This window comes from Micromonospora sp., from assembly GCF_048594385.1.
In the GTDB taxonomy this organism is placed as follows: domain Bacteria; phylum Actinomycetota; class Actinomycetes; order Mycobacteriales; family Micromonosporaceae; genus Micromonospora; species Micromonospora wenchangensis.
This window is the reverse complement of record NZ_JBMDWU010000446.1, coordinates 1-2,031: the sequence shown is the minus strand read 5'-3', so window position 1 is coordinate 2,031 and position 2,031 is coordinate 1. Positions and strand designations below refer to the sequence as shown.

General features: G+C 76.7%; 1 protein-coding gene. It reads left to right on the top strand.

Annotated features, from left to right (window positions below; translation table 11 throughout):
• Positions 1-1,934: ATP-binding cassette domain-containing protein (locus ACOJTC_RS24575; protein WP_420118661.1), on the top strand; the 1,934-nt coding region annotated here is incomplete at its 5' end.
• Positions 1,935-2,031: the final 97 nt, after the last annotated feature.

Below are 2,031 nucleotides of genomic sequence, written 5' to 3'. Positions count from 1 at the left end.
CCTGGCCGGATGCCGACGCGCCGGTCACCGGCTGGCCGGACGCCGGCACCAGGGGTACCGCCTGGCCGGACGCCGACGCGCCGGTCACCGGCTGGCCGGACGCCGACGCGACGTCCCCGGCCGGGCCGCCCGGTACCGGGTCGGGCATCGACAAGCCGGGCGGTGACGGGCCGGGTCGGGCCGGCGCCGTGCGGGGGACCGGGACGGCCGGGCGGACGGCGGTGGCCGTACCGAAGGGGGACCCGCCGCCGCTGCCACCGCTACCGCCCGCGCGGACCATGCGGGAGATCCTGCGGCTGGGCCTGAACGACCCGCGCCTCGGCCTGCTGTCGGTCGGGCTGTTCATGGTGATCACCGTGCTCGGCCTCGACGGCGCGGTGCTGCCCTGGCTGTGGGCGGACGTCGTCGACGGCGGTGACCCGTGGCTGCCGGCGCTCGGTATCGCCGCCGCGCTGGTGGTGGTGCTGCCGCTGCCCTTCCTGACGAACCTGCGGTTCCCCCAGTGGTGGGTACGGCAGATGCTGCGGATGAGCCTGCGGCTGGTGCACGGCCAGACCGGCCCGCGCCGTACCAGCCGGCACACCCCGGCCGAGGTGGTGGCGCAGAGCGGGGACACCGAACGGGTCGTGCAGCTCGCCGACAACCTGATGGACCAGTTCATCGCCCTGGTGACGATGGTGACCATGACGCTGATCACGGGCAGTCTCGTGCCGGCGCTGTTCTTCGTGGGCACGATGGCCGTGTCCGGGCTCGCCGCGACCCTGTTCGGCCCCCGGTTGGAGCGTTCCGCGCGGGACACGGTGGCCGCCCGCGCCGCCTTCGCCACCGCGCTGGTCTCGTCGCTGTCGGCGGCCCGGACGGTCAAGCTCGCCGGGGCGACCCGGCCGGTGCTCGACCACCTCTCCGCGCTGGACCTGGTGCGCAGCGACCGGCAGCGGCGGGAGATCGCCGCGCAGGTGTGGGCCCGCTCCACCCCCTCGGTGGCCAGCGGGCTGCTGCCGATCGCCGCGTGGGCGCTCTACCTCGGCGGGGGGCTCTCCGCCGGTGCCACCCTGGTCGCCGTCTCCACCCTCGGGGCGGCCCGCTGGTTCGCCTGGACCACCGCGTCCCTGGTCTCGCAGTACCCGTCGGCGCGGGTGTGGACCCGGCGGACGGTGGCGATGGCCGGGATCGGGGCGTACTCGGCGGAGGTGCCGGGGGTGGACATCGCCGCCGGCACCGCCCCCGCGCCGCAGCCGCCGCCGCGCCGGCCGCTGCGCCGCCTGGAACTGGTCGGCTTCGGGGCGCGGCACTCCGACGGCACCCTCGCCGTGCGGGACGTCGACCTGACCGTCGACCGGGGCCACCTGGTCCTGGTGGTCGGGCCCGTCGGGTCCGGCAAGTCGTCGCTGCTGCGGGCGCTGGCCGGGATCGTGCACCACGTCGGCGAGCTGCGGTGGAACGGCGAGCCGGTGACCGAGCCGGAACTGTTCCTACGCCCCCAGCAGGTCGGCTACGTCGGTCAGCTGCCCCGGGTGCTCTCCGGCACGGTCGCCGACAACATCGCCCTCGGCCACGACGTGGACGCCGCCGGGGCGGTCACCACCGCCCAACTGGAGCACGACCTGGCGGGCGGCGGCGGGCTGGGGCTGCTCATCGGGCACAAGGGCACCCGGTTGTCCGGTGGGCAGTTGCAGCGGCTGGCGCTGGCCCGGGCACTCGCCCCGCGTACCGAACTGCTGGTCGCCGACGACGTGTCCTCCGCGCTGGACGTCACCACCGAGCTGGCGCTGTGGGCGGCGTTGCGGGAGCACGGGGTGACCGTGCTCGGCTCCACCTCGAAGCGGGCGGCGCTGGTCCGCGCCGACCACGTGGTGGTGCTGGTCGACGGCACGGTCGCCGCCCAGGGCCCGTGGCGGAACCTGGAGGACGACTGGGGTCACCTGGCCGGCTGACCCCGCCGCCGTCGGGCCGCGGGACCGGGGAGAGTTTGGGGGGGGGGCCCCCCCCCGCCCACCACCCCCCCGCGGGCGCGCGGCGCGGGGGGGCGGC